This is a genomic window from Pseudomonas quasicaspiana (assembly GCF_021147825.1).
GTDB classification, from domain to species: Bacteria; Pseudomonadota; Gammaproteobacteria; order Pseudomonadales; family Pseudomonadaceae; genus Aquipseudomonas; species Aquipseudomonas quasicaspiana.
Genome location: NZ_JAGTPI010000067.1, coordinates 1 through 24,641, shown reverse-complemented (window position 1 = coordinate 24,641; position 24,641 = coordinate 1). Strand labels below are relative to the sequence as shown.

Genomic DNA, 24,641 nt, shown 5'->3' with positions numbered 1-24,641 from the left:
ACGGCCAAGACGGTCAAGACTTGAAACGTAGTTCAATAGAACATCCGAGGGTTAACGCCATGAACTTCAATATCTTCTCCATCATTGCCGCGTCTGCCATTTCCGCCACTGTTGCATTGCCTGCCCATGCCAGTGTTGATGTGTCCGACAAGAAGGCTCACGCCACCCAGACTTATACCCCTAAATACTTGCAGCAAAGTGCTAATTTCTACGCAGCACTGGATCACAAGACTCAACAATGAACAAGCGATTGAATCCATTCCCGGTTAACGAATGTATCGCTACCCGGGAATGGATTTCTGAACAGCACTGTTGTTGATTGTTGCTTTTGTTAATAGATCACTGCCGCTTTCGCGAGCATGTTCGCTTACCCAGGTTTTTGCGACCTTCTGATCATCGCGTATCAGAGCCATGCAAATTCTGCCAGTGAGCCTGCTCGCGAAAGCGCCGGATAAATCCCCTCTTGGCCCGCGTCTCTCATAGGATGCGGGCTTTTTTTTGCCTGTCTGTTTAAACAATCTGTAGGAGCTGCCGAAGGCTGCGAAAGCAATATTACTGACGCGCCGCCATCGCAGCCTTCGGCAGCTCCTACAGGGTTATCTATTGAATTGATAAACCGATTCAATAATCAACCCAACTGATATTCGCTATTTCCAGCCATCGTTTTTCAATACTCCGGTTTTCCACGATCCTGTCGGCCTGGCAACACAACACTGGAACTTACGGAGTTACACCCATGGCCACTGCCATTCTTCATTCCATTAAACAAGGCGCTTACATCGCCATTTCGCTTTATGTGGTTTTTATTGCAGTGGTTACTGTTACCAGCATGAATCCGCAACTGACAACACCCTCAACCCAAACGCTGGTTGATCGCGCAGCGCTGAATACTCAGGAGCGTGCATCATGAGTGGCGGCAAAATGTGGGTCACTGCGGGTCTTGCCGTCATGATCAATGGCAGCACGTTGCTGGGGATTGGTCAGAACTCGGTCGGCGGGGTGGCGCGTAATATCGAATGCCGGTATGAAATCGCTCAGGCTATCGAGCTATCCCGGGCGCAGAAAGTGTTGGCGGGGAACCGGCCGGAGAAGGTTGGGGTGGTTGTGTGACGGACGGGACGATGTATTTCTCTGTGGGAGCGAGGCTTGCCCGCGATAAGGCTGAATACGATAGTCCTGATATCTGCGGTGCCCTTATCGCGGGCAAGCCTCGCTCCCACAGGGACGGTGTGCTCCTGAAATCCGTTTTTACTTCACCATCACTGCTTTAAACAAAGCTGACTGAATGAACCGATCCAGCCAGCCACGCAACTTCGGATACGGACTTGTCGCGAACCAATCCGGATCCACCGCGCTGAATTGCCGTATGAACGGCGCGACCGCGATATCTGCCAGACTCAATCGATCCGTTATCAGAAAATCCCGGTCTTTCAAGCGCGCTTCCAGTTTCTGCAAGAATACCTCGCCCTGTTGCCGGTAATGCTCCTGCGGATATTCCGGGTGGCGCACGAAGTATTTGTAGCGATCCAGATGCTGCTTGAACACCTGATCGTTCTCTTCGATCAACGCCTGAATGTCCCGGCGACCGTCGCCGTTGTCGATCAACAGCCAGCCATCCGGATCATTCTGCGCCAGCGCCCAGTGCATGATGTCCAGGCTCTGGTCTATTACCTGATCTTCAAGCACCAGTACCGGCACCGTACCTTTCGGCGATCGCTCAAGCATCTCCGGCGGTTTGGCCTTGAGGCTGACTTCGTGGATTTGCACGGCGCAGCCTGCATAGCGCAGGGCCGCACGGGCACGCATGGCGTAAGGGCAGCGGCGGAACGAATAAAGCACTGCCTTCATCAGTTACTGACCTCGACCGTACTCAAGCCATTGCCCTGACGCTTCACCTGAATCTGCACCGGAATCCTTTCGTGCATTTCCTGCACGTGGGAGATCACCCCGACCTTACGGCCTTGAGCCTGCAAGCCATCCAGCGCGTCCATGGCCAACTGCAGGGATTCGGGGTCGAGGCTGCCGAAGCCTTCGTCGATAAACAACGATTCGATTTTCAACGTGCTCGATGCCATGGAGGCCAGCCCGAGTGCCAGCGCCAATGAAACCAGGAAGGTTTCGCCGCCGGACAGGGAATGCACTGAGCGCAGTTCGTCGCCCATTTCCGTGTCCATCACCAGCAACCCAAGCATGCTGCCGCCGCGCTTGAGGCGGTAACGACGCACCAGTTGCTTGAGCTGAGCGTTGGCATGATGCACCAGCAAATCAAGGTTGTAGGCCTGGGCAATCTTGCGGAATCGGTCGCCTTCCGCCGAACCAATCAGCGCCGCCAGTCTTGCCCAGCGCAAGTACTCGCTATGGGCGTTGGCAATCTGCTCCTGCAATTCGCGGCTGGCGTTGTTACGGCGGTCGTCTTCACTCAGTTGCGCGCGTAGATCAGCGCATTGCTGTTCGTGTTCGGCGCACAGCTTTTGCGCCTCCAGCAAGGCAGCGGTCAACTGTTCGGCATCGGTCACGTCGCTGTGATGGGCCTGATGCTGTTGCAATTGCTTGTCCCGTTCCTGAAGCAGGACGCGACTTTGCTCCAGGGTCTTTTCGCTCTGCTGCAATTGTTGACGCAACTGGCTGACACCTTCGTCGCTGTAGCCGAGCAGCACCTCCAGGGCGGCGTCATCCAGCTCGGGATGAGCGCTGCGCCACTCGTTGATATGCTGATCCAGCTCGGCCAACTCTTGCTGCAATGCCTGCAAGCGCGACTGTTCGCTTTCGAGCCCTGTGGCCAGTTTGATCAACTCGCTACGTGCCTGTTGCAGCTCATCGCTGACGGCGGCTTGCGCCCGACGTGCCTGTTCCTGCGCGGTCTCAAGTTGCTGCTGCCATTGCTCGGCGCTGGTGTGGTCGCCCAGCATTTCAGCCAGGCGTTGTTGGCTGGCCAGTTGCTGGGCTTGCAGGTCGGCGAGGCGTTGTTGCTGTTTCGCACGCTCCTGTTCCAGATTGTGCTGGCTGTCCTGTTCGCGTTCGATCCGACGTGCGCGCTCAGCGTGTTCCTGTTGTTCTTCCTGTTGGCGGTCCAGTTGTTCCAGACGCTGGGCGATATCGTTGTCCAGTTGCATGAAACTGTCGGTGGCCGCTTCACGCCAGCGTGACAGGCTTTCGGCGGGCAGCAGCGGTTCGAATTCTTGCAGTGCGGCTTCGAAGGCCTGATTGTCCAGCGCAATATTGCGCTGTTGATCGTCGAGCATTTTCATCGCGTGCTGGCTGGCATCGCGGGCACTTTGTACGTTTTGCTGCAACTGCTCGGCATCCTGCTGCACTTTGAGCAGCAGTCGCTGGCGCTGCTCGCTGGTGGCGATTTCTTCAGTCAGTGCATGCAGCCGCTCGCTCAGCCAGTCGTTGCGTAGCTGTTCGGGTTGTTCCAGCAAGCGCGCATAAAGCGGATGCGCTTCAAGTTCAGGCGTGAGCTTTTGCAACTGCTCAGAGAGCTGTTCCAGTTGCGGCCGGGCCTGTTTCAGGCGTGCATTGAGTTCGGTGACTTCTGCACGCAACTCGGCGAGTTTTTCGCTGAGCTGGCTGACCTTCAATCGCGCACTGTTTTCTTCACTGTCGTCATAGCCGGACAGCGCCTGGAGCAGGGCGTCAGACTGATGATAAGGATGATCTTCGCTGCCACACACGGGGCAAGGCTGCTGATCAATCAACTGAGCGCGCAGCTCTTCAACGCTGGCGCTGCGGGCCAGGCGCTGACGTTGCAGCAGCTCGACAGTGACTTTCAGCGCCTGCTCGGCGGCTTCATGTTCGGTCTTGAACTGCAGACCGCTGGCAATGCTTTTGTTGCGCTGCTCGTTGGCCTGCTGTTGCTGCAACTCGACATCCTGCAGACGTTTTTCGATGTCCTGATGCCGTTGCCAGATGCGCTCCAGTGAATCGATGGTGCTGTGTTGCTGACGATTGTCGTGGAGCAATTGACCGAGACGCTGGATCTCGGCATTGATCGCTTCGGCTTTGACTTGTGCTTCGCTGTACAGCCCTTGCAGGGCGTTGCGTCGGTCAGTCAGCTCCTGCTCGGCACGGGTCGAGTTCTTTTCCAGCTCCGGCAGTTCTTCACGACCTTTATTCAGCCGCGCGCTGAGTTTGACGGCTTCCTGCAAGCGCGGCCGATAGGCCGTCCACGCTTTACTCAGGGGGGCGAGTACGGCGCTTTTTTCCAATTGCCCGGCAATGCTTTGCAGGCGTTCATCCAGCAAGCGCTGTTGATCGAGCAATTGATTCAGCGCCGCCTGGCTGTCGGTTTTTGTGCGCTCGGCCGCTTCGGCGTGGAGCGTTGCGTCCTGCACTTCCTTGTTCAGGTGCGTGAGGTTGCCTTGCTGTTCGAACGCCTGACCAATGATCGGCGCGGCGGTTTTTTTCTGTTGTTCGGCCTGTTCGAGGGCGCTATTGGCGGCGAGCTGCTTTTCTTCAAGGCCGGTTTGGCGCGCTTGCAGGTCATTCTGGCGTTGCGCGTGCTCGGCGATTTGCGCGCTGAGCGGGTTCAACTGGGCATCGAGTCGATGGCGCTGGGCGAACAGGTGCCGCTGCGGGGCAAGGCGTTCCAGCTGGCCGAGCAACTGACGCTGACTGCTCTGGTTTTCCCAGTCCTGCTGGGCGCTGGCCAATTGTTCACTGGCGCTAAGGTGTTCGTCTCGCAGGCGTAGCAGTTCGGTGAGCCACTGCTGCTTGAGTTCCAACTGACGCTGTTGCGCTTGCTGGGTCTTGAGCTGTTGTTGGGCTTCGCTGAAATGTTGTTCCAGTTCTGCGCGCTGCTCCGGCGGCATGGGCGCGATGCCCGTCGCCATTAGCTTGAGATCCTCGTAGAGCTTTTCTGCCTCTTTGCTCTTGCTGAAAGCCCGGCGGCCCAACTGGCTGTAGATCGCCGTATCAGTGAGTTTTTCCAGCAGTTCGCTGCGCTCTTTGTCATCCGCTTTAAGGAAGGCGCTGAATTCGCTCTGGGCGAGCATGACTGCCCGGGTGAACTGCTCGAAGTTCAGGCCCAGGCGGGCTTCAAGCATGGTTTTGTATTCGGATTTGTTCTGCGTGCTAAGGATCTGTTCGCTGTCCAGATCGGTCAGGGTCTGACGGCTGGCCTGGAGTTTTTTCGTGGCGTTATCCCGTGCGCGGTTGGTTTCCCAGCGAGCGCGGTAGCGGCGTTTGTCGATCCCAACGAAATCCACCTCGGCATAACCGCTGCCGGTGCCACGCCGTAGCAAGGTCCGCGGATCGTTGGTGCTGATGTCGCCGTCGATTTCCGGAACCCGTGACTGGCCGATGTTGCTCAGGCGCGGGATGGCCCCGAACAGCGCCAGACACAGTGCGTCGAGCAAGGTGCTTTTGCCCGCACCAGTCGGCCCTGTAATGGCAAACAAACCGGCGCTGGCCAACGGCTCTGCGGTGAAGTCCAGTTCGAACGGCCCGGCGAGGGAGGCGAGGTTTTTCAGGCGGATGGCGAGAATTTTCATGGTTGCTCACTCTCCAGCTGGACTTCCTGCAGCAGCGTGGCGAAGTCACTCAGGGTTTGTTCGTCGACCTCGCTGCCGTAGTTATCCAGCCATGCGCGGCTGAACAGTTCCTGGGGGCTGAGCTGATCCAGCTCGATCAGGCCTTCGTCGCTTTCGCCACCGTCACCGCTGCCTTTACCGGCATATTCGGCGCCGATACGTACCAGGCGCACGGCTTTGCCTTGCAGGGCTTCTTCGATCTGGTTACGCAGGTCCGGCTGCGGTTCGTCCAGGCGGACCCGAACTTCCAGCCAGGGCTGGCGATCAACGTCGGCCAACAAGTCGATGTCCGGCAAATCCTTGAGCTGCAACAGCAGCTCGGCCAGCGGTGCCGGGCCGATTCGTTGCAGATTGACGGCGCGGGGAATCAGCAGGGTTTCGACGCTGCGCAGTTGCTCGCCGTCGCAGTCAATTTCGAGAATCTGGTGTTGATAGCCAATCTCCGAAAACGACAAAGGAATGGGCGAGCCGCAATAACGAATGCGCTCTTCGCCGTTGACCCGCTGCGGTTTGTGCAAATGGCCGAGGGCGACGTAAGTGATGCTCGGGCCGAACAGGCTGGCGGGCAGAGCTTCAGCGTTACCGATAATCAGGCTGCGCTCGGAGTCTTCCGACACCGAACCACCGGCCATGTGGGCGTGGCTGATGGCGATCAGCGCCTGACCCGGCTGGCGTTTCAGATTAGCCGCTTCGATCAGCAGTTCGTGTACGCGGCCAATGCCACGCAAGTAATCGTCGCCCAGTGTCGCGCCGGTGACTTCAGCAGGGCGCAGGAAAGGCAGGGCCAGGCACCATGCGCCGATTTCACCTTTTGCGTCGGGCAGTGGCAGCAACAGGCGTTCGACATCCAGCGTGCCGTCATCGAGCCACAGTACGCGGCCCAGGGCATGGGTGCGCAAACGGCGCATCAGGGGCGCGGGCAGTTCGATGCGCGAACCGGAATCGTGGTTGCCAGCAATCATCACGATGGTCAGCAACGGTTGCTGCTCGTGGGCGCTGACGATGAAGTCGTACAGCCGCTCCTGGGATTTGACCGGCGGGTTGACGGTGTCGAAGATGTCTCCCGCGATCAGCAGTACATCGGGCTGGCGCTCTTTCAGTCGGGCCAGCAGCCAGGTCAGAAAGCTGGCGTGTTCGAAGTCCCGCTCCTGGCCGTGAAGGTTCTGGCCGAGGTGCCAGTCGGAGGTGTGGAACAGTCGCATGGGTAATCTCAATCCTGAATTGGGGGCTTGGCCGGTTGAATGCGCTTTTGAACCTGTGCAATTTTTATGTGGGAGCGAGGCTTGCCCGCGATAAACGATAACGCGGAGTCTCTTCCACCTGCGTCTCATGTATCGCGTGCAAGCACCGCTCCCACATTGAACCGGGTTTGCCGCGAGTTAGCGCGGTACCACAGGGCATGCGCAGTCGACCAAGGTTTTCTATTTTGGATACAACGGCGGCAAGCTCTGCTCGCTGGTCGCGTCATGAATGTGTTCGGCGGCGGGCAGGGTGCGTACTGCTCGCCATAGTTGTTCGCCCAGCCACAGCTGGCCGGTTTCGCTGTACAGCGCGCCATTGAGGCCATCCAGTGCGTCGGACAGCGGCACGAAGCGGGCGGCCATGTCGGCCAGGGTTTCCGGTTGCTGCCGCGCCCAGGCATCCAGTGCCTGTCGGGTCGCTTGCGGGTCATTGGCGAGGCAGGCGCGCTTGAGGTCATCCAGCACCGTACGCGGACTGGGTCCGGTTTGCACGGCGCGGGCCACTGCAGGCTGACTGCGAGCACGCCACCAGAGCACAAAACCGATCAGCGTAGTGAACGCGAAAAACAGTGAGCTCATCTGCCACGGCCAGACGGGCGGGCCGATCACAGTAACGCCGTTCAAATCACTGCTGACCGGTGTGTCTACCGCCAGACTCGGGTTGATACTGATCTGCAAGGTGCGGGCGGGCAGGCTGGTGTGTTCAAGATGGTCTTCCAGGGTGTTCCACCAGACCACGTCCACGCTCGGTAAATCAATGGCGCCCGGGCGAGTTGGCACCAAGGCTTCGCGCTCTTCGCGGGTGCCGATCAGGCCGCGATCGCTGGTTACGTTGGCCAGTTTGGGCTGGTCCGGATAACGTCGCAGGGCGCTGACTTCAGTGGCAGGCAAGGGCGGCAGTTGCGCGCCGGACAAGCCTTCGACTTTGACGGTCATGGTACGGGTCAGGGAGTCGCCCACCTGGCTTTTGCCGGGTTCCGGGCTCCAGCTTTCGCTGAGGTTGACACTGCGCGCGGGCAACCAGGGCGCATTGGCCGGGTAATTGGCAGGCTTGGGTTTGACCGTCAAAGGCAACTTTGCAGAACTGACACGCATGACTTTGCCCGGCTGCGGGCCAAAGGGCGTGCCTGGTTCATTGCTCGACTGGCCGTCACTGTTGGGCTGAACCAGAGTCGCGCTGAACGTCTGCGGCGGGATCACCAGCGTGCCGCTTTGTTGCGGATAGATCGCGTAGCGCATCTCGATCACGCCGTGACGGATGCCATTGATGAGCTTTTCATAGGTGCGCGAATCGCCGAGTTTTTCGACTCGCGCTTCAGGCACTTCCAGCGGGCTCAGGTTGCTGTCATCGAACAGCGACACCGAGTGATAAACGCGCAGCGTCAATACGGCCTGGGCCTGGACATATACGTTGTCTTTATCCAGGGTCGCTTCGACGAACACCGGAGCCTGTTGGCTGGCGTGATCCGGGTTGTCGCTTTGCGTGACTTGCAGGGTGATCGGCTGGCTTTTCAACGCGCCCAGTTGCAGGGAAGGCACCTCCACCGAGCCGGTCTGTTTCGGCAGCAGCGTGATGATCCAGCGCGTGGTTGCCTGATTGCCGCCATCCAGCGTGTTGAGTCGGTTGATCTGACGAGTGCCACCGACGTCAAAGCTACCCTCAAGGGCGCTCAGGTCAGGCTTGCCGAACTGAGTGACGTCGCTGGTTTCCAGGGTCAGCTCCACTGTTTCCCCGGAATTGAGTCGCGTGCGGTCGACACTCGCCACCAGTTCCGCAGCCTGACTCGGCAGCGCAACGAGGCTGAGCATCAAGCCGAACAATAGGGGGTAGGCGCGACTCATTGGGTTTTTTCCTGACGCTGTTGCTGTTCGTACCAGAATTTACGCCGTAGCAGCTCGCCGGGATCATCCGGGATCTGCCGCAGCCATTGCTCCAGCGCCTGACGTCTTTCGCCATTGATGTTGCCGTCGGCGGGCCGGATCGGTGGCCGGGTGGTTTCCTCGTCATCCATGGGTGAGCCGGATTGCGGATTGCCTTTGGTCTGCGCAGACGACTCACCGGGTGATGGTTCACCATCGGCATTGTTTGCTTCGGCGGACTCGGTTGCTTGCTGGTTCTCGGAGCGTTGACTGGCAGCGGCCTGATTTTGCGGGTTTTCGCCGTCATTATCGTCGTCGCGGGTTTGAGCCTGATCCGCGTCATCAGGTTCCGCGGCCTTCTTCTGTTCCAGTGCTTGTTCCACCAGCACTTTGTTTTGCAGCGCAGGTTGCAAGTCTGGCTGACTTTCCAGCGCCTGCTCATAAGCGTCCAGTGCTGCTTCCAGGTCGCCGTTGTGCGCGAGCGCATTGCCGCGATTGTAATGGTCGGCGGCGCTGCTGCCCTCGGCAAAACGCTGGGCGGCGCTGGCGTAATCTCCGGCCTGATAGAGGGCGATGCCTTTCCACTGTGGATTTTCGAAGTGTTGTGCGGCTTCAGCAGGGCGTTGCTCTTCAAGCAATCGCTGGCCCTGTTGGTCGGGACGCAACCACAGATCGGCGAAGTCGAAGGCGTAGCTGTTTTGCGGCAGCACCAGCAGCAGTGGCAGGCACAGCAACCAGCCTCGACGCCCGGCGCAGGCGGCCAACAGCAACAACGGCAGCAGGAACCAGTAACCCTGATCGCTCCAGCTGTCGAGCTGGATCAGTTGTCCGTCGCTTCGCACCTGTTTCGGGCTGTCCAGCAAACCCAGTTCGCGCAGGTCCTGGTCGTCCATGCGCAACTGTCGGTACTGGCCGCCGACCTGCCCGACGAAGTCCGTAAGGCTGGCGCTGTCCAGACGCGGCAACAGGATCGCGCCCTGGTCGTCTTTGAGCAGACCGCCTTTTTCCTGCTCGACCGGTGCGCCTTCCGCTGTACCGACGCCGAGAATCAGCAATGGTGGAGACTGGCCAGCCAGCGCCTGTCGGATGCCCTGGCGTTCCTGCTCGCTCAATGACGACCCGATCAACAGCAAGCGCCCGCGTCCCAGCTCGCCTTGCTTGAGCAAGGCCAGCGCTTTGTGTACGGCCAGATCTGCACGATGCCCGGCCTGCGGCATGATCGACGGTTTGACCGCATCCAGCAGGTTGCGAATCGTGATCTGGTCGTCGGAGAGCGGTACCAGTGTGTGGGCGCTGCCGGCGTAGACGATGATCGCCGTCTGCGAGTCGCTGCGCGCCTGCAGAAGGTCCAGCAGCTTGCGCCGGGCCTGTTCCAGCCGGGTCGGCGGGGCGTCGGTGGCGAGCATTTCCGGGGTCAGTTCCAGCAGTACGACCAGGGGATCAACCGGCTTCTGGCTCAGTTGTTCAACCCGCTGCCAGCCGGGGCCGAGCAGTGCGAGCAAGGCCAGCAGCCAGGCAATGCCGAGCACCACCCACGGTTTTTTGCTGTCGCGACCGCGGCCGCCGCTGAGCAGCACGGAATGAAAAGCCGCGGGCAGAATCATTTGCCAGCGCCCGGCACGTTTCTGTCTATGCCAGAGCTGCCAAAGCAGCCAGCCCAGCAACGGCAGAAGCATTAACCACCAAGGGCGGAACCAGTGCGGCCAGAGCGCGATCATCGGCGGCGCCCCAGACGTTTGACTTGCTGCCCGACCCGCTGACGCCAGTGCTGACCGTCGCGGATGAAGCGTTGACGAGTGAGCAGCCGATGAACGGGATTGTTTGGCCAGCGCTCATGCACCACCAGTAGCACGCTGCACAGCATCGCCAATGCCAGCGGCCACTGATATAGCGCATGGGCGGGGCGTGCCTGAGTCTGTTGCTGAGCTACGGGCTCCAGCGCGTCGAGGGTCTGGCGAATTTTTTCCAGCTGATCGCCATCCCGTGCGCGGAAGTATTGGCCTCCAGTCAACTGAGCGATTTCCTTGAGGGTCGGCTCATCCAGATCCAGGCTGGGGTTGAGCCCGAGCATACTCAGCGAACCTTCTTTATTCGGGTCCGAGCCAATCCCGATGGTGTAAATCTTCACCTGTTGTTCAGCCGCCAGACGCGCAGCGGTCACCGGATCAATCTGTCCGCCGTTGTTGGCGCCGTCAGTGACCAGCACCAGAACGCGACTTTGTGCCGGGCGCAGCCGCAGGCGCTTCAGGGCGAGGCCAATGGCATCGCCAATCGCAGTGTTTTTACCGGCGATGCCGATTCGCGCTTCATCCAGCCAGACGCGGACGGTGTGGCGGTCGAACGTCAGCGGAGCTTGCACGAATGCCTGGCTGCCAAACAGGATCAGCCCGACGCGATCACCTTTACGGCCTTGCAGGAAGTCGCCGAGCAGATGCTGAACCAGCACCAGACGGCTGACGTCGTCGTTCTTCCACTCCATGTCCGGGTAATCCATGGAGCCGGAAACATCCACCGCCACCAGCAGATCGCGTCCGCTCGACGGCAGGGGCAATGGTTCACCGAGCCATTGCGGACGGGCGGCGGCCACCAGCAGCAACAGCCAGATCAGAATGAACGGCAATTGCTGACGCCAGCCGGGCAGGGCGACCTTGGCCCTTCGTCCGACCAGTTCTTCGAGATCACCGAGGAAGCTGACCTTGAGCGCCGGTTCGCCACTGTCGGCGGTCGGCAGCAGCACACGCATCAGCCACGGCAAGGGCAGCAGGACGAAAATCCACGGCCAGGCGAACTCAAACATGTTTGCGAATCCAGGTTTCAACGGATTGCGTCAGGCCGTTGATGGCTTTGTCGTCGAGCTTGCATTCGGGTTTGTAAGCGCCTTCCACCAGCACCATCCAGCGGGTCAGGCCTGCCGCGGGGCAGCGGTTGTCGAGAAACGCCAGCCATTTGCGGCCGTTCAGGGTGTGGCTCTGGCTGTACGGGTAATGGTTACGGCACAGCCTTTTCAGCAGACCGTTGATTTGCTGCAGCCAGGCACCTGCGGGAGCTCCGTCATACGGTTTGGGCATGTTGGCCAGTTCGGTCAGCGCAGCAACGCGCACCGGATCCAGTGGCTGTTCGGCGCGGCTAACCCGGGTTTTTACCGGCAACATATGCCGCATCCGCCACAGTCCCCAACCGGCCAGCGGAATCAACAGCAGCAGTAACCACCAGCCCGGTGCCAGCGGCCAGAAGCCCACGGCTGGCGGGGCAATCAGCGGTTGCAGTTGATCCAGCGGGTTCATTTGCGTGTCACCGGACGCTGGGCGCTGAGGTATTCACGCAGTTGCTCGACCATTTCCTGCTGAGTGTTCAGCGGCATCAGCAAGACGCGCAGTTTCTTCGCAAGCATTTCCCAGCGATCTTTACGCGCCTCGCCCTGAGCGCGGTAGGCCTGACGCAGCTCGGGGTTCAGGGTGTCCATCTCCAACTGCGCGCCACGCTCGGCAAAGCGCAACAGGCCGGAAGCGGGCAGGGCGTGATCCAATGGATCGGACAACGGCAACAGCAGCAGATCGCAATGCCGGGACAGCAGACTCAGTTGCTGCTCGGCTGCATCGGACAACGCGCGCTCGTCACACAGCACGATCACCAGACTGCCCGGCCGCAGCACTTCCCGCGCGCGACGCAAAGCAATACCGAACGCATCGCGGTCTGCAGCGGTTTCGGTGTGCAACGACTGGTTGACCCGCACCAGCCGGTTCAGCAACTGCAACAGGCTCTGTTTACTGCGCCGTGGTTTGATTTCGTAGTGCTCGTTGTCGCCAAACACCAGACCGCCGACCCGGTCGTTGTGGATCAACGCCGCCCAGCCGATCAGCGCTGCCGCCTGAGCCGCCAGCACTGATTTGAACATCAGACCCGAGCCGAAAAACAGCCTGCGGCTTTGCTCGACCAGAATGAAAATCGGTCGTTCGCGTTCTTCATGAAACAGCTTGGTGTGCGGCTCCTGGGTTCGGGCCGTCACTCGCCAGTCGATGCTGCGTACGTCATCGCCTGCCTGATAAACCCGCACCTGATCGAAATCCACACCCCGGCCGCGCAGCTTGGAGTGGTGCAGGCCAATCAACGGGCTGCGCTGGCTCGGGGTGGAGAACAGCTGGACTTCGCGGACGCGATGACGCATCTCGATCAGCTCTGTGAGGCTGACACGAATACCCGGCTGATCGATCAGGTTGGGTTGCATGGCTTCACGCAACAGCCACGACATCAAGAATGCGCTGGATCACACGGTCCTGATCGATCCCGGCGGCTTCTGCTTCGAACGACAGGATGATCCGGTGGCGCAATACGTCGAACAGGACTGCCTGGATGTCTTCCGGGCTGACGAAATCACGCCCGGCCAGCCAGGCATGTGCTCGCGCGCAACGATCCAGAGCGATGGAGCCACGAGGGCTGGCACCGTAGGAAATCCATTCAGCCATTTCCGCATCGAACTTGGCCGGGGTGCGGGTCGCCATGACCAGTTGCACCAGGTATTCCTCCACCGCATCGGCCATGTAAAGGCCGAGGATTTCCTTGCGCGCGGCGAAAATCGCCTGCTGGCTGACCCGACGTTCTGGCTTGGTCTCGCCATTCAGGGCTTCGCCGCGGGCCTGGGCCAGAATCTTGCGTTCTACCGAGGCGTCCGGGAAACCGATCTTCACGTGCATCAGGAAGCGGTCGAGCTGGGCTTCAGGCAGCGGATAGGTGCCTTCCTGCTCGATGGGGTTCTGGGTGGCCATGACCAGGAAAAGTGGCGACAGGTCGTAGGTGCTGCGACCGACGCTGACCTGACGCTCGGCCATGGCTTCGAGCAGTGCCGACTGAACCTTGGCGGGCGCGCGATTGATTTCGTCTGCCAGTACCAGATTGTGGAAGATCGGCCCCTGTTGGAAGACGAAGCTGCCGGTTTCCGGACGATAGATCTCGGTGCCGGTGATGTCTGCAGGCAGCAGGTCGGGGGTGAACTGGATGCGGTGGAATTGTGCTTCGATGCCTTCTGCCAGTTCTTTGATCGCTTTGGTCTTGGCCAGGCCGGGAGCGCCTTCGACGAGCATGTGGCCGTCAGCGAGCAGGGCGATCAGGAGACGTTCGATCAGTTTTTCCTGACCGAGGATCTGCGTGGAAAGAAAGGTTCGCAGCGCTATCAGCGCTTCACGATGTTCCATCGGTGACTGTTCCTGGCAGGTAATCAGCGGCGTCAATCAACGCCGAAGCTGGGGGCGATACTTTAATCCATAGAGGGGGCTGGCGACTAACGGCTCTGGGGTTTTTTGTATGGTTTTGAGGATAACGCTACAAAGCTTGAGGATTTTTCCTACGGAATTGGGGTTATGGGGAGCTTCTTGTTGTTGTGTACATATCCGTTATAGCGGTCATGGCTGATATTGGTTGCGCTTTTACAGCGCCTCACTTTTGAACAGCGCAAAAGTAAGCAAAACGCTCTTGCCCCATCACTCGGTCCCTCGCCTAGGCTCGGGATGCCCGCCCGCAGATCTGAAACCGTGGGCCGCCGCAATGGGCCATCCATGGCCCGGTGCGGCTAACCCGGCGTCCTGCCGGGTTGCCCACGCTTCAGAATCTGCGTTCGGCCAGCGTGGTTTAACGGGGCGCCTAAAATCAAAAGCAGATCAAAAGCAGATCAAAAGCAGATCAAAAGCAGGTCAAAAGCAAATCGAATACCGGGATCGCCTCGGCCCGGTAGGAGCGAACTTGTTCGCGAGACGTCCCAACAACCAACGCATTCTTGATCTGACACACCGCTTCGCAGCCTTCGGCAGCTCCTACAGAAGCCCGGAAAGTTCACAAATCAGGACGGCTGTCAGGCCGCCGCGCTTTTGATTTTGATCTGAGGCGCCCCGTTAAACCACGCTGGCCGAACGCAGATCCTGAAGCGTGGGCAACCCGGCAGGACGCCGGGTTAGCCGCATTGGGCCATGGATGGCCCGTTGCGGCGGCCCACGGTTCAGGATCTGCGGGCGGGTACACCGAGCGACAGCGAGGTGCCGAGTGGTGGGGCAAGAGCGTTTTGCTTACTTTTGCGCTGTTCAAAAGTGAGGCGCTGTAAAAGCGCAACCGATATAAGCCGTTGCTGCGGTAACGGATATGTACTCATGAATCAGTCAATGGAAGAAGCATTAATACTCAAGTCTTAATCAGGCCCGATCAAGACCCCGCCAGCTCACTCACATAAACCCCAACACCCTCAAGAATAATCACCAGCGTCTCTTCAACCTCCTTCAACTCATCCGCCGCCATGCCATGGCTGATCTCATAAAGGTGATGCCCATCCAGCGCCTTACCATCCGCCGGATCAAGCTCAACCAGCAGACGCTCGGCACTGAACGTCACCTTGAGCTGCGAAACTGCAAGCACCTTGTCATCGCGTACCGTGATCTCGACTTCCTGCTCGTCCGGGAAGCGCGTCAGCGAAAACAGATCGCCGGTTTCACCGTGGCAGCACAGCAGCGCCATGTCGTCGTACTCGTCATCACAGGGGTTGACGATAAAGCTGGCAGTCTTGATTTGCATGAACGTTCCTGGCTTAAAAGCGGACAAGGAGCAATTTTGCCAGCGATTGGCAAGCAATGCCCAAGAGTTTCCTGCAACCAGATGACCGAATATGTCGCAGCACGACAAGTAACTGCCTGTCGGCTGTCGTTAAGCTGGGGGGCGGATGAACGGTAGTGGGAGAAATCCTACCCTGCGTGTTGTTTTTTCCGGCGACGGTTGCAGAAAGCAAATGTGACGAGTCGTTCGCGGCAAGCGTTAGTTCTTTGGCTTATGCTGTGCCTCTGCCGTTTCATCCAGGCACAGCATGTGCAGGCAACACTTCCTTCAAGCTTCCTTCTAAAAAAGCACAAGCGGAGTACCTCAGATGGCGTTCTTCACCGCAGCCAGCAAGTCTGACTTTCAGCATCAACTGCAAGCAGCACTGGCGCAGCACATCAGTGAACAGGCACTGCCACAAGTGGCGCTGTTCGCTGAGCAATTTTTCGGCATTATTTCCCTCGACGAACTCACCCAGCGTCGGTTGTCCGACCTGGCGGGCTGCACCTTGTCAGCCTGGCGTCTGCTTGAACGTTTTGAACATGCCACCCCGCAGGTCCGCGTTTACAACCCCGATTACGAACGTCACGGCTGGCAATCCACGCACACCGCCGTTGAAGTATTGCACCACGATCTACCATTTCTGGTGGACTCGGTGCGCACCGAGCTGAACCGTCGCGGTTACAGCATCCACACCTTGCAAACCACCGTGCTCAGCGTGCGCCGCGGCAGCAAGGGCGAACTGCTGGAATTGCTGCCTAAAGGCACCAGCGGCGAAGACGTGCTGCAAGAATCCCTGATGTACCTGGAGATCGACCGCTGTGCCAACGCCAGCGAGTTGAACGTGCTGGCCCGTGAACTGGAGCAAGTGCTCGGCGAAGTACGGGTTGCCGTAGAAGATTTCGAACCGATGAAGGCCAAGCTGAATGAGCTGCTGGCGGGCATCGATTCTGTGCAGTACGCCGTCGACGAGGGCGAGAAGTCCGAAATCAAGGCGTTCTTGCAATGGCTGGTGGATAACCACTTCACCTTCCTCGGTTATGAGGAGTTTGTTGTCAGCAATGAGGCCGATGGCGGTCAGTTGGTGTACGACGAATCGTCTTTCCTCGGCCTGACCAAACGTCTGCGTGCCGGCCTGAGTCACGAAGATCTGCACATCGAAGACTACGCCGTCAGCTACTTGCACGAGCCGATGCTGCTGTCGTTCGCCAAGGCCGCGCACCCGAGCCGTGTGCACCGCCCGGCGTATCCTGATTATGTGTCGATCCGCCAGATCGACGCCTCGGGCAAAGTGCTCAAGGAATGCCGCTTCATGGGCCTCTACACCTCCTCGGTGTATGGCGAAAGCGTTCGCGAGATTCCGTACATCCGCCGCAAGGTGGCTGAAATCGAACACCGTTCCGGCTTCCATCCCAAGGCTCACCTTGGGAAAGAGCTGGCGCAAGTCGTCGAAGTTCTGCCTCGCGATGATCTGTTCCAGACCCCGGTGGACGAGCTGTTCAATACCGTGATGTCAATCGTGCAGATTCAGGAGCGCAACAAGATTCGCGTGTTCCTGCGCAAAGACCCTTATGGTCGCTTCTGCTATTGCCTGGCTTATGTGCCACGCGACATCTATTCCACTGAAGTGCGGCAGAAGATCCAGCAAGTCCTGATGGAACGCCTCAAGGCCAGTGACTGCGAGTTCTGGACCTTCTTCTCCGAGTCGGTGCTGGCCCGCGTGCAGTTGATTCTGCGGGTGGACCCGAAGGTCAACCTGAATATCGACCCGGTTCAGCTGGAAAACGAAGTGATTCAGGCTTGCCGTTCGTGGAAAGACGATTACGCCAGCCTGGTGGTCGAAAGCTTCGGCGAAGCCCATGGCACCAATGTGCTGGCGGATTTCCCGAAAGGCTTCCCGGCAGGTTATCGCGAGCGTTTCGCAGCGCATTCGGCCGTGGTCGACATGCAGCACTTGCTGAACCTGAGCGAAGCCAAACCGTTGGTGATGAGCTTCTATCAGCCGTTGTCCGGGGACAAGGCGCAGTTGCATTGCAAGCTGTACCACGCCGACACACCGCTGGCCCTGTCTGACGTATTGCCGATTCTGGAAAACCTTGGCCTGCGTGTGCTGGGTGAGTTTCCTTATCGTTTGCGCCACACCAATGGCCGTGAGTTCTGGATTCATGACTTCGCGTTCACGGCCGCTGAAGGTCTGGAAATCGACATCCAGCAACTCAACGACACGCTGCAGGACGCTTTTGTCCATATCGTGCGTGGCGATGCGGAGAACGATGCGTTCAACCGCCTTGTTCTGACTGCCGGTCTGCCGTGGCGTGACGTGGCGTTGCTGCGTGCCTACGCCCGTTACCTGAAACAGATTCGCCTGGGCTTCGACCTTGGCTACATCGCCAGCACCCTGAACAACCACACGGACATTGCCCGTGAGCTGACCCGGTTGTTCAAAACCCGCTTCTATCTGGCGCGCAAACTGACCACTGACGATCTGGACGACAAGCAATTGCGTCTGGAGCAGGCGATTCTTTCCGCCCTGGACGACGTTCAGGTGCTCAATGAAGACCGCATCCTGCGTCGTTATCTGGACCTGATCAAAGCCACCCAGCGCACCAACTTCTACCAGCCTGACGCCAACGGTCAGAACAAGAGCTACTTCAGCTTCAAGTTCAACCCGCGCCTTATTCCAGAGCTGCCCAAGCCGGTGCCGAAGTTTGAAATCTTCGTGTACTCGCCGCGTGTCGAAGGCGTGCATCTGCGCTTCGGTAATGTGGCCCGTGGTGGCCTGCGCTGGTCGGACCGTGAAGAAGACTTCCGTACTGAAGTCCTGGGTCTGGTGAAAGCCCAGCACGTGAAGAACTCGGTGATCGTGCCTGTGGGGGCCAAAGGCGGATTCCTGCCGCGTCGCCTGCCATTGGGTGGTAGCCGTGATGATATCCAGGCCGAAGGTATCGCCTGCTATCGCATCTTCATCTCCGGTTTGCTGGATATCACCGACAACCTGAAAGAGGGCGGGCTGGTTCCGCCGGCCAACGTCGTGCGTCATGACGACGATGACCCATACCTGGTGGTCGCGGCGGACAAAGGCACTGCGACCTTCTCCGACATCGCCAACGGCATCGCCATCGACTACGGCTTCTGGCTGGGCGACGCGTTTGCTTCCGGTGGTTCGGCCGGTTATGACCACAAGAAAATGGGCATCACTGCCAAAGGTGCGTGGGTCGGTGTGCAGCGTCACTTCCGTGAGCGCAACATCAACGTGCAGCAGGACAGCATCAGCGTCATCGGTATCGGTGACATGGCCGGTGACGTATTCGGCAACGGCTTGCTGATGTCCGACAAGCTGCAACTGGTGGCGGCGTTCAACCACCTGCACATCTTCATTGATCCAAACCCGGACCCGGCCAGCAGTTTCATCGAGCGCAAGCGTCTGTATGACCTGCCGCGTTCGGCCTGGACCGATTACGACACCAGCATCATGTCGGCAGGCGGCGGGATCTTCCCGCGCAGTGCAAAAAGCATCGCCATCACGCCACAGATGAAAGAACGCTTCGACATCAAGGCTGACAAGCTGACCCCGACCGAGCTGCTCAACGCGCTGCTCAAGGCGCCGGTTGATCTGTTGTGGAACGGCGGCATCGGGACTTACGTCAAGTCCAGCGAAGAAAGCCACGCCGATGTCGGTGACAAGGCCAACGACGCGCACCGGGTCAACGGTGACGAGCTGCGCTGCAAGGTGATGGGCGAGGGCGGTAACCTGGGCATGACTCAATTGGGTCGTGTCGAGTTCGCGCTCAATGGTGGCAGTTCCAACACTGACTTCATCGACAACGCGGCGGGCGTTGACTGCTCCGACCATGAAGTGAACATCAAGATCCTGCTCAACGAAGTGGTGCAGGCCGGTGACATGACCGAAAAGCAGCGTAATCAGCTGCTGGAAAGCATGACCGACGAAGTCGGCAACCTGGTGTTGGGCAACAACTACAAGCAAACCCAGGCGCTGTCTCTGGCAACGCGTCGTGCTTACGAGCGGATTGCCGAGTACAAGCGCCTGATGGCGGACCTGGAAGCCCGTGGCAAGCTGGATCGCGCCATTGAGTTCCTGCCTGCTGAAGAGCAGATCAGCGAGCGCGTGGCGGCGGGCCATGGCCTGACGCGTCCAGAACTGTCGGTGTTGATCTCCTACAGCAAGATCGATCTGAACGAGGCGTTACTGGAATCCCGCGTACCGGATGATGATTATCTGGCTCGCGACATGGAAACCGCGTTCCCGCCATCGCTGGGTGCCAAGTATTCCGGCGCCATGCGTCAGCACCGTCTCAAGCGCGAAATCGTCAGCACCCAGATCGCCAACGACCTGGTCAACCACATGGGCATCACTTTCGTGCAGCGACTCAAAGAGTCCACCGGCATGAGTGCGGCCAACGTGGCGGGCGCTTACGTGATCGTGCGTGACATCTTCCACCTTCCGCACTGGTTCCGTCAGATCGAGGCGCTGGACTACAAGGTGCCTGCCGAGATTCAGCTGGCATTGATGGACGAGTTGATGCGCCTGGGCCGCCGCGCGACGCGCTGGTTCCTGCGCAGCCGTCGCAACGAGCTGGACGCGGCGCGTGATGTTGCGCATTTCGGTCCGCACCTCGCTGCACTGGGTCTGAAGCTGGACGAACTGCTGGAAGGCCCGACTCGCGAAGTCTGGCAGACCCGCTATCAAGCCTATGTCGAAGCAGGCGTGCCGGAGTTACTGGCGCGCATGGTTGCGGGCACCAGCCACTTGTATACGTTGCTGCCGATCATCGAAGCGTCTGACGTCACCGGGCAGAACGCTGCCGACGTGGCCAAGGCTTACTTCGCCGTGGGCAGCGCGCTGGACGTGACCTGGTACTTGCAACAGATCAGCAGCCTGCCGGTGGAAAACACCTGGCAAGCCCTGGCCCGCGAAGCGTTCCGTGATGACATCGACTGGCAGCAACGGGCGATCACCATCTCGGTCCTGCAAATGGCCGATGGCCCAGCTGACATCGAGGAGCGCCTGAACCTGTGGCTTGAACAGCACAGCGCCATGGTCGACCGCTGGCGCGCGATGCTGGTGGACATCCGCGCAGCAAGCGGCACGGACTACGCGATGTATGCAGTAGCCAACCGTGAGCTGCTGGACCTGGCCATGAGCGGCCAGGCTATTACCGTTTGATGGTTTAGTCCGGCTGTAATGAAAGCCCTGCATCGCGAGATGTGGGGTTTTTTTATGGGTTGATGCTGTCAGCGTCGCAAGGTCCTGTGGGAGCGAGGCTTGCCCGCGATACATGAGACGCATCTAGAAGTCACACCGCGTTATCGTTTATCGTCGGAATGCCGCCCAGACCAAGCCCGGCTCCCACAGGGGATCGCCGATATCTGTGGGAGCCGGGCTTGCCCGCGATACATGAGAAGTAGATACCAGTCACACCGCGCTATCGTTTATCGTCGGAATGCCGCTCAGACCAAGCCCTGCTCCCACAGGTAAAAGCCAGCCCAATAAAAAACCCCGTCACAAGGACGGGGTTTTTTTAACGCTGTGTTTCGTTATTACGCTTGAACAACCGGAATGTTGGCGCTCGCTGCGATGTCGCGGAACTCGGCGATCTGGTCGAAGCTCAGGTAGCGGTATACGTCCGCTGCCATGGTGTCGATCTGTTTCGCGTATTCCATGTACTCCTCGACGGTCGGCAGGCGACCCAGGATCGAAGCAACGGATGCCAGTTCGGCCGAGGCCAGGTAGACATTCGCGCCGTCGCCCAGACGGTTCGGGAAGTTACGGGTCGAAGTCGACACAACCGTCGAGTTCGGCTCTACACGTGCCTGGTTACCCATGCACAGCGAGCAGCCCGGCATTTCCATGCGCGCGCCAGCTTTGCCGTAGATGCCGTAGTAGCCTTCTTCCGTCAGCTGGTGAGCATCCATCTTGGTTGGCGGCGAGAGCCACAGACGCGTTGGCAACTGGCCTTTGACCTTGTCCAGCAACTTGCCCGCAGCGCGGAAGTGGCCGATGTTGGTCATGCACGAACCGATGAACACTTCGTCGATCTTCTCGCCAGCAACGCTGGACAGCAGACGGGCGTCGTCCGGATCGTTCGGTGCGCAGAGCACTGGCTCGTTGACGTCGTCCAGGTCGATTTCGATGATTTCAGCGTATTCCGCGTCAGCATCGGCAACCATCAACTCAGGGTTGGCAACCCAGGCTTCCATCGCTTGAGCACGACGTTCCAGAGTACGCACATCGCCGTAACCTTCGCCGATCATCCAGCGCAGCAGGGTGATGTTGGAGTTCAGGTACTCGGTGATCGACTCTTTCGACAGCTTGATGGTGCAACCGGCAGCAGAGCGCTCGGCCGAGGCGTCGGACAGTTCGAATGCCTGTTCGATGCTCAGGTCATCAAGGCCTTCAATCTCCAGAATGCGACCGGAGAATGCGTTTTTCTTGCCTTTCTTCTCAACAGTCAGCAAGCCCGACTGAATGGCGAAGTAAGGAATCGCATGAACCAGGTCACGCAGGGTGATGCCAGGCTTCATCTTGCCTTTGAAACGCACCAGAATCGATTCCGGCATGTCCAGTGGCATCACGCCGGTGGCCGCAGCAAACGCAACCAGACCAGAACCGGCCGGGAACGAAATGCCCATCGGGAAACGGGTGTGGGAGTCACCACCGGTACCAACGGTGTCCGGCAGCAGCATGCGGTTCAGCCAGCTGTGGATGATGCCGTCGCCCGGACGCAGGGATACGCCGCCACGGGTCATGATGAAGTCAGGCAGCGTGTGGTGCGTAGTGACGTCGATCGGCTTTGGATAAGCAGCGGTGTGGCAGAAGGACTGCATGACCAGATCAGCGGAGAAGCCCAGGCATGCCAGGTCTTTCAGCTCGTCACGGGTCATCGGGCCAGTGGTGTCCTGGGAGCCGACGGTGGTCATCTTCGGTTCGCAGTACGTGCCTGGACGAACGCCTTGGCCTTCCGGCAGGCCGCACGCCTTGCCAACCATCTTCTGTGCCAGGGTGTAGCCCTTGCCAGTGTCGACCGGTGCTTCCGGCAGTTTGAACAGATCGGTAGGGCCCAGGCCCAGCTCGGCACGAGCCTTGTCGGTCAGGCCACGGCCGATGATCAACGGGATACGGCCGCCAGCACGGACTTCGTCCAACAGAACCGGTGTCTTCATTTCGAAGGTGGTCAGGACTTCGTCAGTGCCGTGTTTGCAGACTTTGCCAGCATGCGGATACAGGTCGATCACGTCGCCCATGTTCATGTTGCTGACGTCGAATTCGATTGGCAGTGCGCCGGCATCTTCCATGGTGTTGTAGAAGATCGGAGCGATTTTGCTGCCGAAGCAGAAACCGCCAGCGCGCTTGTTCGGCACGTAAGGAACGTCGTCGCCGAAGAACCACAGCACCGAGTTGGTGGCGGATTTACGCGAAGAACCGGTACCCACCACGTCGCCTACGTAGGCAATCGGGAAGCCCTGGCCGCGCATTTCTTCGATCTGCTTCATCGGACCGATGGAGCCTTGTACGTCTGGAACAATCCCTTCACGGGCCATTTTCAGCATGGCCAGGGCGTGCAGAGGGATGTCAGGGCGCGACCATGCGTCAGGCGCAGGAGAGAGGTCGTCGGTGTTGGTTTCGCCAGTCACCTTGAAGACGCGAAGGCTGATCTTGTCGGCCAGGGTAGGACGCTTCTTGAACCATTCGCCGTCAGCCCAGGACTGCATGACAGCCTTGGCGTGGGCGTTGCCGCTCTTGGCTTTTTCTGCCACGTCGTGGAACGCATCGAACATCAGCAGCGTGTGCTTCAGTTGTTCGGCGGCGACCGGGGCCAGCGTTGCGTCATCCAGCAGGTCAACCATGGTGACGATGTTGTAACCGCCCTGCATGGTGCCCAGCAGTTCAACGGCGCGCTTCTTGTCGATCAGGGGAGAAGTGGCTTCGCCCTTGGCCAGGGCAGACAGGAAACCGGCTTTGACGTAGGCAGCTTCGTCAACGCCAGGTGGAATGCGATTGGTGATCAGGTCAACGAGAAAATCTTCTTCGCCGGCCGGGGGATTCTTCAGCAGTTCGATCAAGCCGGCAGTTTGTTCGGCGTTAAGCGGCTGGGGCACGATACCCTGGGCGGCACGCTCTTCGATGTGTTTACGGTAGGCTTCAAGCACAGTATTACCCTCATCAGTGGTCCCAAATGGGTGTCCGGGACGCTCATCCAGGAATTGCCCGAAAAACCTGCACGACGAAACTTTTCGAGTTCCTTGGCCAGGTTTTTCGGCAATTCCTTACAGAAGCTGTTTTCAAAGTTTTACGCCTGCAGGACGGCTGATGAGTGTTGACGAGGGCTTGAATCCTGCGTCAACACCGGACTGCTGGGTTACTTTGACTGTGCTCGTGACGCTTTGAAAACAGCTTCCAACGGACATTGGCGCCTTAAAAGGCTCGCTGATTCTACGGCAAATCTTCCATAAAGGTAAGTTAGCCCTACACGTTCGGGGGTGATCGTTGTTAGACAAAGGGCTAATATGCGAGCTCGTTCTCGCCTGTCGTTGCCCTGCCTGCCATGCCCAATCAAATCATTAAAACGCCCTGCGTCGGCCTTTGTTCCACTGTTTACGGGGACCTGGTGTGCCGTGGCTGCAAGCGTTTCCACCATGAAGTGATCCACTGGAACGGTTACGACGAAGAGCAGAAGCGGGCGGTTTGGCTAAGGCTCGAACAACTGCTGGTTCAGGTGATGACTGCCAAGCTGGAAGTATTCGACGCGGGCAAACTGCGTGCGCAACTGGAACTGCGAAAAATCCGCTTCGTGCCTGCTCAGTCGGAATATTGCTGGGCTTATCAACTGATTGCGCGGGGCGCGCGGGTCATCACCAATATTGAAGCCTACGGCATGGTACTGATGCCGGAGTTCCGCAACTGGGCCTTGCCTGACTTGCGCGATGCCATTGATCGGGAATTTTTCCTGCTGTCCGAAGCACACTACGAACGCTACATCGCACCGGGCTTCCTCAAGGATGCGTTTGGCAGCTAGCGACATGCCCGCATACGCGGGATAATGCCCGCCAGTTTCTGGAGTGCTTATGTCTGAACCCATCCAAAGTCAGCCCGTCGACGCCATTCTCGATGCCACCGGCCTCAATTGCCCTGAGCCGGTGATGATGCTGCATCAGAAAGTCCGCGACCTGCCTGCTGGCGGTCTGCTCAAGGTCATTGCCACTGACCCGTCCACACGCCGTGACATTCCCAAGTTCTGTGTTTTCCTGGGCCATGATCTGGTCGATCAAGAGGCTGCCGACGGGACGTTTCTGTACTGGATTCGCAAGAAGCTGGATTGATTCCGAAGGATTAGCATCTGGCACAGGACTTTTGTGGGAGCAGAGCTTGCTCGCGATAAGGCTGGATGCGGTTTGATTTGAATCGCATCCGGCCTTATCG

The 24,641-nt window shown here is 59.0% G+C and carries 17 protein-coding genes; 6 read left to right on the top strand and 11 right to left on the bottom strand.

The annotated features are described in order from the left end of the window. The first annotated feature begins 59 nt into the window (after window positions 1–59). From KDX30_RS25550 to KDX30_RS25540, 3 genes are all read left to right on the top strand, one after another. On the top strand, window positions 60–242 hold the full coding sequence (locus tag KDX30_RS25550; RefSeq protein ID WP_027900531.1) for a hypothetical protein: 183 nt from the start codon (window positions 60–62) through the stop codon (window positions 240–242). 494 nt (window positions 243–736) lie between these two features. Next, a complete protein-coding gene (locus KDX30_RS25545; RefSeq protein WP_161628591.1) occupies window positions 737–910 on the top strand; it encodes a hypothetical protein in 174 nt (57 codons plus the stop codon). Next, window positions 907–1,110, top strand: coding sequence for a hypothetical protein (locus KDX30_RS25540; RefSeq protein ID WP_049826970.1), 204 nt, complete (start codon window positions 907–909; stop codon window positions 1,108–1,110). Before KDX30_RS25545 ends, KDX30_RS25540 begins: the two co-directional genes overlap by 4 nt. A 138-nt stretch (window positions 1,111–1,248) precedes the next feature. Here the strand turns inward: KDX30_RS25540 and KDX30_RS25535 are convergent, their stop codons facing one another. The 10 genes from KDX30_RS25535 to KDX30_RS25490 all read right to left on the bottom strand — a co-directional run bounded on the left by KDX30_RS25535 (window position 1,249) and on the right by KDX30_RS25490 (window position 15,184). Further along, a complete protein-coding gene (locus KDX30_RS25535; RefSeq protein ID WP_231677833.1) occupies window positions 1,249–1,851 on the bottom strand; it encodes a glutathione S-transferase in 603 nt (200 codons plus the stop codon). Beyond that, complete coding sequence (locus tag KDX30_RS25530; protein ID WP_231667182.1) at window positions 1,848–5,492, bottom strand: AAA family ATPase; 3,645 nt, start codon at window positions 5,490–5,492, stop codon at window positions 1,848–1,850. Before KDX30_RS25530 ends, KDX30_RS25535 begins: the two co-directional genes overlap by 4 nt. Continuing rightward, complete coding sequence (locus KDX30_RS25525) at window positions 5,489–6,733, bottom strand: exonuclease SbcCD subunit D C-terminal domain-containing protein (protein ID WP_099269678.1); 1,245 nt, start codon at window positions 6,731–6,733, stop codon at window positions 5,489–5,491. The genes KDX30_RS25530 and KDX30_RS25525 overlap by 4 nt, the downstream gene beginning before the upstream one ends. Before the next feature lie 219 nt (window positions 6,734–6,952). Then, a complete protein-coding gene (locus KDX30_RS25520; protein ID WP_231677828.1) occupies window positions 6,953–8,614 on the bottom strand; it encodes a BatD family protein in 1,662 nt (553 codons plus the stop codon). After that, window positions 8,611–10,350, bottom strand: a complete 1,740-nt coding sequence (locus KDX30_RS25515) for a VWA domain-containing protein (protein WP_231677827.1) — start codon at window positions 10,348–10,350, stop codon at window positions 8,611–8,613. The genes KDX30_RS25520 and KDX30_RS25515 overlap by 4 nt, the downstream gene beginning before the upstream one ends. Beyond that, the gene (locus tag KDX30_RS25510; protein ID WP_231677826.1) at window positions 10,347–11,429 is read right to left on the bottom strand and encodes a vWA domain-containing protein; all 1,083 of its coding nucleotides are present in this window, start codon (window positions 11,427–11,429) and stop codon (window positions 10,347–10,349) included. Before KDX30_RS25510 ends, KDX30_RS25515 begins: the two co-directional genes overlap by 4 nt. Then, the gene (locus KDX30_RS25505; protein WP_231677825.1) at window positions 11,422–11,916 is read right to left on the bottom strand and encodes a DUF4381 domain-containing protein; all 495 of its coding nucleotides are present in this window, start codon (window positions 11,914–11,916) and stop codon (window positions 11,422–11,424) included. The genes KDX30_RS25510 and KDX30_RS25505 overlap by 8 nt, the downstream gene beginning before the upstream one ends. Next, window positions 11,913–12,857, bottom strand: a complete 945-nt coding sequence (locus tag KDX30_RS25500; protein ID WP_027900523.1) for a DUF58 domain-containing protein — start codon at window positions 12,855–12,857, stop codon at window positions 11,913–11,915. The genes KDX30_RS25505 and KDX30_RS25500 overlap by 4 nt, the downstream gene beginning before the upstream one ends. A gap of 4 nt (window positions 12,858–12,861) precedes the next feature. After that, window positions 12,862–13,821, bottom strand: coding sequence for an AAA family ATPase (locus KDX30_RS25495; RefSeq protein ID WP_027900522.1), 960 nt, complete (start codon window positions 13,819–13,821; stop codon window positions 12,862–12,864). 997 nt (window positions 13,822–14,818) lie between these two features. After that, on the bottom strand, window positions 14,819–15,184 hold the full coding sequence (locus KDX30_RS25490; RefSeq protein ID WP_122397157.1) for a hypothetical protein: 366 nt from the start codon (window positions 15,182–15,184) through the stop codon (window positions 14,819–14,821). Window positions 15,185–15,530: 346 nt separating this feature from the next. Here KDX30_RS25490 and KDX30_RS25485 point away from each other — a divergent pair, with 346 nt between their 5' ends. Further along, window positions 15,531–20,387 (top strand): NAD-glutamate dehydrogenase, encoded by a 4,857-nt coding sequence (locus KDX30_RS25485; protein ID WP_231677824.1) that lies wholly within the window; start codon window positions 15,531–15,533, stop codon window positions 20,385–20,387. Between the two features lie 374 nt (window positions 20,388–20,761). Here KDX30_RS25485 and acnB read toward each other — a convergent pair whose 3' ends face one another. Continuing rightward, window positions 20,762–23,371 carry a bifunctional aconitate hydratase 2/2-methylisocitrate dehydratase gene (gene acnB / locus KDX30_RS25480; protein WP_099269685.1) on the bottom strand — a complete coding sequence of 870 codons (2,610 nt, stop codon included), beginning with the start codon at window positions 23,369–23,371 and terminating at the stop codon, window positions 20,762–20,764. Between the two features lie 395 nt (window positions 23,372–23,766). Here acnB and KDX30_RS25475 point away from each other — a divergent pair, with 395 nt between their 5' ends. Next, window positions 23,767–24,237 (top strand): DUF1289 domain-containing protein, encoded by a 471-nt coding sequence (locus KDX30_RS25475; protein WP_231677823.1) that lies wholly within the window; start codon window positions 23,767–23,769, stop codon window positions 24,235–24,237. A 49-nt stretch (window positions 24,238–24,286) separates the two neighbouring features. Then, window positions 24,287–24,541 (top strand): sulfurtransferase TusA, encoded by a 255-nt coding sequence (tusA, locus tag KDX30_RS25470; RefSeq protein ID WP_027898617.1) that lies wholly within the window; start codon window positions 24,287–24,289, stop codon window positions 24,539–24,541. Window positions 24,542–24,641 lie beyond the last annotated feature (100 nt).

Excerpts from the sequence above, each read along its gene's own strand:
- KDX30_RS25550 (WP_027900531.1), top strand. The coding sequence starts at position 60 with ATGAACTTCAATATCTTCTCCATCATTGCCGCGTCTGCCATTTCCGCC.
- KDX30_RS25545 (WP_161628591.1), top strand. The coding sequence starts at position 737 with ATGGCCACTGCCATTCTTCATTCCATTAAACAAGGCGCTTACATCGCC.
- KDX30_RS25540 (WP_049826970.1), top strand. The coding sequence starts at position 907 with ATGAGTGGCGGCAAAATGTGGGTCACTGCGGGTCTTGCCGTCATGATC.
- KDX30_RS25530 (WP_231667182.1), bottom strand. The coding sequence starts at position 5,492 with ATGAAAATTCTCGCCATCCGCCTGAAAAACCTCGCCTCCCTCGCCGGG.
- KDX30_RS25525 (WP_099269678.1), bottom strand. The coding sequence starts at position 6,733 with ATGCGACTGTTCCACACCTCCGACTGGCACCTCGGCCAGAACCTTCAC.
- KDX30_RS25520 (WP_231677828.1), bottom strand. The coding sequence starts at position 8,614 with ATGAGTCGCGCCTACCCCCTATTGTTCGGCTTGATGCTCAGCCTCGTT.
- KDX30_RS25515 (WP_231677827.1), bottom strand. The coding sequence starts at position 10,350 with ATGATCGCGCTCTGGCCGCACTGGTTCCGCCCTTGGTGGTTAATGCTT.
- KDX30_RS25510 (WP_231677826.1), bottom strand. The coding sequence starts at position 11,429 with ATGTTTGAGTTCGCCTGGCCGTGGATTTTCGTCCTGCTGCCCTTGCCG.
- KDX30_RS25505 (WP_231677825.1), bottom strand. The coding sequence starts at position 11,916 with ATGAACCCGCTGGATCAACTGCAACCGCTGATTGCCCCGCCAGCCGTG.
- KDX30_RS25500 (WP_027900523.1), bottom strand. The coding sequence starts at position 12,857 with ATGCAACCCAACCTGATCGATCAGCCGGGTATTCGTGTCAGCCTCACA.
- KDX30_RS25495 (WP_027900522.1), bottom strand. The coding sequence starts at position 13,821 with ATGGAACATCGTGAAGCGCTGATAGCGCTGCGAACCTTTCTTTCCACG.
- KDX30_RS25490 (WP_122397157.1), bottom strand. The coding sequence starts at position 15,184 with ATGCAAATCAAGACTGCCAGCTTTATCGTCAACCCCTGTGATGACGAG.
- KDX30_RS25485 (WP_231677824.1), top strand. The coding sequence starts at position 15,531 with ATGGCGTTCTTCACCGCAGCCAGCAAGTCTGACTTTCAGCATCAACTG.
- KDX30_RS25475 (WP_231677823.1), top strand. The coding sequence starts at position 23,767 with ATGCCCAATCAAATCATTAAAACGCCCTGCGTCGGCCTTTGTTCCACT.
- tusA (WP_027898617.1), top strand. The coding sequence starts at position 24,287 with ATGTCTGAACCCATCCAAAGTCAGCCCGTCGACGCCATTCTCGATGCC.